We start from the raw sequence: 8,008 nt of genomic DNA, 5'->3' as shown, positions 1-8,008 counted from the left end.
GCGCCGGCTGCCAGCCGGCCCACGACACCGGCGCCGCGCACGGCCCGGGGCAGGCGCAGCACGCGGGTGGTGGGCACGTCGGTGCCGGCCGCCGCGCGGTGCCGCGGGGTCCGGGCCGTCGCGCAGATCGCGGCGTGGGTGTCTCGGGCCATACCCGAACACCGGACTAGTCACACCCCACCTGAAGCACGGCCCCGAGCCGTTCATCCGTGTGGAGCAACGAGCGGCCGCGTGCGTGTGACGCACGTCGCGCCGCCGAGGTGACTAGTCAGTCCGGGCCATGCGGTCACCGTGGGTGGCCGGTCGCCTCGTCCGGCCCAGCGGACGGCCCGGGACGCACCGCGCCCCGTCACCGGCGGTGCGGTGACGGGGCGGCGAGCGGGGTGGAGCGAGTGGTGCGGGTGCTGCGTCAGGCGCGGACGCCGCGACGGCGGGTGGCCGTCACGAGCAGCGCGCCGCCGACGACCAGGGCCAGGCCGGCCCCGCCCCAGACGGCGACGTCGGTGCCGGTGCGCGGCAGGGCCGCGTTGCTGGCGCTGGTGTTCGCGACCTCGGCGTCGTTCGCGGCGACCGAGACGCCGGAGACGGTGACCGACGGCGTGGAGGCCGGGTAGTCGTCGTTCCCCGCGGCCATGGCGGCGGCGGGCACGCTCACGACGGCGGCGACGCACAGAGCCGCGGCGGCGGCGGAACGACGGACGGTGCTGCGCATGGATGGACCCCTACTCGATGCAGTGGAAGGCGCTCTGCCTGCTCGACGGAACGCTACCTGTTCGGGTTCGCCCCGCGCAGGAAGACGGCCGAACGGGGCACGCACCGTGACCCTGCGTCGTGGGCGCGGCTACCGAGCGGCGTCGGGGCGCACCGTCACCACGGTGCGTGACGTCGTCAGCGGCGGGTCGACGTGCACCATGCGGCGGCCACCGGACAGGTCGAGCTCGAGCCGCCGGGTCTCGCCGCGCGGCACGGTGAGCGTCGCCCGCAGCACGCTCCACCCCTGCTCGGTGCCGTCGGCCACCTTCACGGTGCGCCCGTCGAGGCGCACGCGGGAGACGCCGGCCGTCGGCGGCAGGTGCACCTGCACGACGAGCTGGTGGGTCGTGGGGTCGGCGCCGGGCAGGTGGTTGCGCGCGTAGTCGGCGACCTCGGCGGGCGCGCCGTTGCGCACCGACACCTGCAGCCGGCGCCCGGGGTCGAGGGTGATGCCGACCTGGTTCCAGTAGTCGAGCTTGGAGCCGTCGGTGTTCACCAGCGAGACCTTCGCGGTGGTGCCGTCCGGGGTGCCGAGCGACCCCGAGGCCCCGAGCGTGGTGAAGGACTGCTGCACCGCGGGCACGGGGCTCCACGCCATGAGGTCGCCCGCGCGGGTCGAGGAGCGGAGCGCGTTCACCAGCTGCAGCACGTCGACGTCGCTGGTGGTGAGGCGCTGGAACACCGCCTGCAGCACGCCCTGCACGTAGCGGTTGCGCTCGTCGAGGTCGGGGATCCGCGTGTAGACCTCGTCGCCGAAGAGCCCGGCCGCGTTCTGCGCGGTGATCGGCGGACCGCCGGGCGCCTTCACCGGACCGGTCACCGACAGCAGCCGCGACAGCGCGCGGGGGGTGATCGTGACGACGGTCGCGTCGGCCGGCAGCGCCGGCCGGTCCTCGGCGGCCGCGTAGCGGCGCCAGGTGCCCGCCAGCAGCGCCGCACCGGTCGGGAAGTCGGGCGAGACGTTCACGTTGCGCACGTCGCGCACGTCCTCGCCGTACAGCTTCGCCAGGCCGCGGGGCAGCTCGTCGGACGGCGTGTTGAACCGCACGAGCGAGTCGTTCACGTCGGTGGTCGTCAGCTCGAGGTGGCCCTTGTCGGCGCTGGTCAGGGCCAGTGCGCCGACCAGGCCGCCGCTGCCGCGGGCCTCGGACAGGTTCTGGACGCCGACGAGCATGCTCGTGCGGTGGTCCGCGCCGAGCAGCGCGGTGGCCACCACGAGCCCGTTGCGGGAGGTCTCGACGGCGTCGTTCACCAGGTCGACCGCGTCGCGGGCCCGGCCCAGCGGCTGCCGCAGCGGCTCGGCGACGCCCTGCAGGTTGATCTCGTCGACCGCGGCGGCCGACCGGCGGGCCGGCGGGGCGGCGCGCGCGACGTCCGCGCTCAGCACGGCGAACCGGTCGGTGTCGATGCTGCCGTCCTCGCGGCGAGCGGTGTCCTGCAGCGTGCCGACCACGCCGAGCAGCGGGTCGACCGTGCCGTCGACGGTGTCGTGCAGCGCGGAGACGGTGCGCCGCACCGCCTTCAGGTCGTCGCCCACGACCGGCAGCGCCTCGGGCAGCACCCAGTGCGGCCCGGACAGCGCGGTGTCGGCGCGGCCGAGGTGCCGCGACAGGGAGACCACGCCGTCGCCCGCAGCGCCGACGTCGCCCGCGCTCAGGGCGGCCTGCACCCGGTCGCCGTCGTCGCGCGCCGAGCGCAGCGACAGGCCCGCGACCACGGCCTCGACCGCCAGCACGACGACGAGCAGCAGCAGCAGGAGCAGCACGACGCGCACCGCCACCCTCGCGGCCGGGCGACGACGGGTGTCGAGGTCCTCGTCGTCGGCGAGGTCGAGCTGGGTGGCCTGCACCCGGAGAGGCTAACGGCGCGGTCCGACGTCCGGCAGGTGCTTGGGCCTTTCGGCCCGCGCGCGGGCGGCCGCTGTCGGTGCACCGACGTACGATCGCCACGGCGCGAGCGACCGTCCCCCGACGCCGGGTGGCGGCCAGTCGTGCTGCCCCCACCACGAACGCAGGAGCCATGAGCCTCACTGGACTGCTCGACGCCCTCGCTGCCGGCGAGCCGGTCGCCCGCGCCCGCGAGCTGGCCGCGTCCGGCGCCTCGCCCGCGACCCTCGACCTCGTGGCGGCGTCCGGCGCGTGGCCGGTGGTCGTGGCCACGCTGGCCGCCCGGGCACCGCACGGCGTCGGCCGTCCGGTGCTGGCCGTCACCGCGACCGGTCGCGAGGCGGAGGATCTCGCCTCGGCGCTGCGCTGCTTCCTGCCCGGGCAGTCGGTCGTCGACTTCCCGGCGTGGGAGACGCTGCCGCACGAGCGCCTCAGCCCGCGCAGCGACACCGTCGGCCGCCGCCTGGCGGTGCTGCGCCGGCTCGCCCACCCGGTGACCGCGCAGGAGGAGCCCGACGAGGTGGCCGGCCCGGTCTCGGTGGTCGTGGCGCCGGTGCGGGCGCTGCTGCAGCCGATCGTGACCGGGCTGGGCGACCTCGAGCCGGTGCGGCTGCGCACCGGCGACGACATCGCGCTCGAGGACGCCGCCGCCCGGCTGTCCGCGGCGGCGTACACCCGCACCGACCTGGTCGAGCGGCGCGGCGAGTTCGCCGTGCGCGGCGGCATCCTCGACGTCTTCCCCCCGACCGAGCAGCACCCCCTGCGCGTCGAGTTCTGGGGCGACACCGTCGACGAGGTGCGGTGGTTCGCCGTCGCCGACCAGCGCAGCCTCGAGCTGGCGCCCGGCGGGCTGTGGGCGCCGCCGTGCCGCGAGCTGCTGCTCACCGACGACGTCCGCGAGCGGGCCAGGGCGCTCGCGAACCAGCTGCCCGGCGTCAGCGACCTGCTGCTCAAGGTCGCCGAGGGCATCGCCGTCGAGGGCATGGAGTCGCTCACGCCGGCCCTGGTCGACAGCATGCAGTCGCTGCTCGACGTGCTGCCCGAGCACGCGCACGTACTGGTCTGCGACCCCGAGCGGGTGCGGGCGCGGGCGCACGACCTGGTGGCCACCAGCCAGGAGTTCCTCGCCGCCAGCTGGTCGAGCGCCAGCGCCGGATCGGCCCCGGTCGACCTCGAGGCGGTGCTCGGCACGGCGTCGTTCCGCTCGATCGCCGAGGTGCGCGAACACGCCGCGGCCATCGGCACGCCGTGGTGGACCGTCGGCTCGTTCGGCGCCGACGCCGAGGTCACCGCCCGCGACGAGACCGACACCGCCACGCTGGCGCTCGGGCTGCGCGAGGCGGAGTCGTACCGCGGCGACACCGAGGCCGCCGTCGCCGACCTGAGCCGCTGGACACACGAGGGCTGGAAGGTCGTCGTCGTCACCGAGGGCTCGGGCCTGGCCAAGCGGGTCGTCGAGGTGATGGGCGAGCGAGAGGTGCCGGCGCGCCTGGTCGAGGGCGTCGACGCCGCGCCGGTCGGCGGCACGGTGCTGGTCGGCACCGGCAGCCTCGGCCGCGGCTTCGTGGCGCCCGACCTGCAGCTGGCGGTGCTCACCGAGACCGACCTCACCGGTCAGGCCGGCCAGGGCACGAAGGACATGCGGCGCATGCCGTCGCGGCGACGCAACGTCGTCGACCCGCTGCAGCTCAAGCCCGGCGACCACGTCGTGCACGAGCAGCACGGCGTCGGCCGGTTCGTCGAGATGGTGCAGCGCACCGTGCAGGGCGCCACCCGCGAGTACCTGGTGATCGAGTACGCCTCGAGCAAGCGCGGCCAGCCCGGCGACCGGCTGTTCGTGCCGAGCGACGCGCTCGACCAGGTGACGAAGTACGTCGGGGGCGAGGCGCCGACGCTGAACAAGCTCGGCGGCAGCGACTGGGCGAAGACGAAGGGCCGCGCGCGCAAGGCGGTCAAGGAGATCGCCGGTGAGCTCATCCGGCTGTACTCGGCGCGGATGGCCTCGCCCGGGCACGCGTTCGCACCCGACACCCCGTGGCAGCGCGAGCTCGAGGACGCGTTCGCCTACGTCGAGACGCCCGACCAGCTCGCGACGATCGACGAGGTCAAGCGCGACATGGAGCGCTCGGTGCCGATGGACCGGCTGATCTGCGGCGACGTCGGCTACGGCAAGACCGAGATCGCCGTCCGGGCGGCGTTCAAGGCGGTGCAGGACGGCAAGCAGGTGGCGGTGCTGGTGCCCACCACGCTGCTGGTCAACCAGCACCTGCAGACCTTCAGCGAGCGGTACGCGAACTTCCCGGTGACGGTGAAGGCGCTGTCGCGGTTCCAGTCCGACAAGGAGGCCGAGCTGGTCAAGGCGGGCGTCCGCGACGGCTCGGTCGACGTCGTCATCGGCACCCACCGGCTGCTCGGCAGCGAGGTGCGCTTCAAGGACCTCGGCCTGATCATCGTCGACGAGGAGCAGCGCTTCGGCGTCGAGCACAAGGAGCAGCTCAAGGCGATGCGCACGGCGGTGGACGTGCTCGCCATGAGCGCCACCCCGATCCCGCGCACCCTCGAGATGGCGGTCACCGGCATCCGCGAGATGTCGACGCTCATGACGCCGCCGGAGGAGCGGCACCCGGTGCTGACGTTCGTCGGCGGCTACGACGAGCAGCAGATCGTGGCGGCGGTGCGGCGCGAGCTGCTGCGCGAGGGCCAGGTCTTCTTCGTGCACAACCGGGTGGCCTCGATCGACCGGGTGGCGTCGCGGCTGCGCGAGCTGGTGCCCGAGGCGCGCATCGCGACGGCGCACGGGCAGATGGGCGAGCACCAGCTCGAGCAGGTGGTGCTCGACTTCTGGGAGAAGCGCTTCGACGTCCTGGTGTGCACAACGATCGTCGAGACCGGCCTCGACATCAGCAACGCCAACACGCTGATCCTCGACCGCGCCGAGCACTTCGGGCTCTCGCAGCTGCACCAGCTGCGCGGCCGGGTCGGCCGTGGTCGCGAGCGGGCCTACGCCTACTTCCTGTTCCCGCCCGACAAGCCGCTCACCGAGACGGCCATCGACCGGCTCGAGACCATCGCGCAGAACACCGACCTCGGGTCCGGCATGGCGGTCGCCATGAAGGACCTCGAGATCCGCGGCGCCGGCAACCTGCTCGGCGGCGAGCAGTCCGGCCACATCGCCGGCGTCGGCTTCGACCTCTACATCCGCATGGTCGGCGACGCGGTGGCCGACTACCGAGGCGACGGCGCCGAGCCGGCGGCGGAGATGAAGGTCGAGCTGCCGGTCGACGCGCACCTGCCCGAGGCGTACGTGCCCGGCGAGCGGCTGCGGCTCGAGGCGTACAAGAAGCTGGCCGACGCCGACACCGACGAGGCCGTCGACACCGTGCGGGCGGAGCTGGTCGACCGCTACGGCGAACCGCCCGTGCAGGTCGAGAACCTGCTCGAGGTGGCGCGGCTGCGGGTGCTGGCCCGGCGGGCCGGGCTCACCGAGATCGCGGTGCAGGGCCGCACGGTGCGCTTCGCGCCGGTCGAGCTGCGCGAGAGCCAGCAGCTGCGGCTGACCCGCCTCTACCCGGGCACGACCGTGCGGGCCGCGGTCCGTACGATCCAGGTGCCCGCGCCGACCACGGCTCGGGTCGGCGGCCGCCCGCTGCGCGACGCCGAGGTCCTAGGGTGGGCCCGCGAGCTGGTGCAGGCGGTGCTGCTCGACGACGTGGCACGTGCCGCGGCCGTCGGCGCCCGGTAGAGGACTCGAAGGGATCGGCGTGAGCGCGAGACAGGACGGCAGCCGGACGCTGCGGGTGCCCGGGCGGATCGCCCGCGGGCTGACCGCGACGGTGGCCGCGGGGGCCCTGGCGGCGACCATGGCGGCGTGCAGCCCCCGCGAGGCCGGTGCCGCCGCGGTGGTCGGCGACCGCCGCATCACCACCGCGCAGCTCGACCAGGCGGTCGAGGGGCTCAAGGCCGGCAACCCGCAGAACGCGCAGGCGCAGGGCCTGCAGCGCACCGTGCTGCTGCTGCTCGTGCTGCGCCCGTACGTCGCCCAGCGCGCGCAGCAGGCCGGCGTCGGGGTCTCCGACTCCGAGGTCGCCGCGCAGCTGCCGGCGACGAAGAACCCCGACCCGCAGGCGGTCGACGCGCTGCGCACGCTGGTGTCGCTGCAGCGGCTGCAGCAGTCGCCGTCCGGCGCGAACGCCCTGCAGGCCGTGCAGCAGGACCTGCTCAAGGCCAAGGTGCGCATCTCCCCGCGCTACGGGCGCTTCGACACCAAGTCCGTCGACATCGTCGACACCGCCCCCAACTGGCAGGTGGCCCCGTCGCCGACGGCCTCCGCCCAGCCGTCCGCCACCCCCTGAGCGCCTCGCCGTGCCGGGTGGGTCGCTGCAGCTGCTGCTGACCTCTGCCCGGGTGGCTCCCGGCCTGCTGAGCCGCGCCGCCTGGCAGGCGCTCGAGCGTGCCGACGACGTGCTGTGCCGCGACGTCGACGACGAGCAGCCGGCCGCGGTCGCGTCGTCCGCCGTGCCGGTGCAGGCGCTCGACCTCGACCCCGGGGCGCTCTCCCGCGAGCTGCTGCGGCGTGCCGACGCGGGCACGGTCGTGTGGGTCGGGTCGCCCGACGGCGACCCCGGGCTGACCGACGCGCTGGCGAACGAGCTGTCGCGCCGTGCCGTCACCGCGGCGGTGCCCGAGGTCGAGGTGCTCGTCGGCAGCCACGACGTGCCGGGTGCGCGGCTGCTCGACGTGGTCGCGGTGATGGACCGGCTGCGCTCGCCGGGCGGCTGCCCGTGGGACGCCGAGCAGACCCACGACAGCCTGGTGCCGTACCTGCTGGAGGAGGCGCACGAGGCCGCCGAGGCGATCGAGACGATGGCCGAGCACGGCGGCGCGGGCCGCGAGCACGTGCGCGAGGAGCTCGGCGACGTGCTGCTGCAGGTGGTGTTCCACGCCCGCGTGGCGGCCGAGCACCCGACCGAGCCGTTCGACGTCGACGACGTCGCGGCCGGGCTGGTCGAGAAGCTGGTGCGCCGGCACCCGCACGTCTTCGCCGAGCCCGGGTCGGACGCGTCGGACCACGACGGCACCGGCACCGCGGACGGCGTGCAGGCCCGCTGGGACGAGCTGAAGGCGGTCGAGCAGCAGCGCGACAGCGTGCTCGACGGCGTGCCGGTGGCGCTGCCCGCGCTCGCCCGCGCCGACAAGCTGCTCGGGCGCATCGAGCGGGCCGGCCTGGCGACCGCCGGCTCGGGCGACCTTCTGGCCGACGAGCTCCTCGCCCTGGTGCGTCGCGCTCGCGACGAGGGCCGTGACGCCGAAGGCGTGCTGCGGGCCGGCCTGCGCGCGGTCGAGGCCGCCTCGCGCGCCGAGGAGGCCGC

At 75.1% G+C, this 8,008-nt stretch carries 5 protein-coding genes; 3 read left to right on the top strand and 2 right to left on the bottom strand.

Translation table 11 applies throughout. The annotated features are described in order from the left end of the window. Positions 1-409: 409 nt before the first annotated feature. Together ACYVI6_RS17310 and ACYVI6_RS17305 are read right to left on the bottom strand one after the other, a co-directional pair. On the bottom strand, positions 410-712 hold the full coding sequence (locus ACYVI6_RS17310) for a cytochrome c-type biogenesis protein (RefSeq protein WP_460447558.1): 303 nt from the start codon (positions 710-712) through the stop codon (positions 410-412). Positions 713-841: 129 nt separating this feature from the next. Next, positions 842-2,602 carry a DUF4012 domain-containing protein gene (locus tag ACYVI6_RS17305; RefSeq protein ID WP_460447557.1) on the bottom strand — a complete coding sequence of 587 codons (1,761 nt, stop codon included), beginning with the start codon at positions 2,600-2,602 and terminating at the stop codon, positions 842-844. A gap of 170 nt (positions 2,603-2,772) precedes the next feature. Between ACYVI6_RS17305 and mfd the strand changes: the two genes are divergently transcribed. The 3 genes from mfd to ACYVI6_RS17290 form a co-directional block, all read left to right on the top strand. After that, entirely contained in the window at positions 2,773-6,381 is a 3,609-nt protein-coding gene (mfd, locus tag ACYVI6_RS17300) for a transcription-repair coupling factor (protein ID WP_460447556.1), read from the top strand. Between the two features lie 19 nt (positions 6,382-6,400). After that, positions 6,401-6,991: a SurA N-terminal domain-containing protein gene (locus ACYVI6_RS17295; protein WP_460447555.1), complete on the top strand. Its 591-nt coding sequence runs from the start codon at positions 6,401-6,403 to the stop codon at positions 6,989-6,991. A 10-nt stretch (positions 6,992-7,001) separates the two neighbouring features. Beyond that, positions 7,002-8,008, top strand: a 1,007-nt coding sequence (locus ACYVI6_RS17290; protein ID WP_460447554.1) for a nucleoside triphosphate pyrophosphohydrolase, incomplete at its 3' end; no start/stop codon positions are given.

It is taken from the genome of Angustibacter aerolatus, from assembly GCF_054776675.1.
This window is presented reverse-complemented; position numbering and strand designations above follow the sequence as displayed.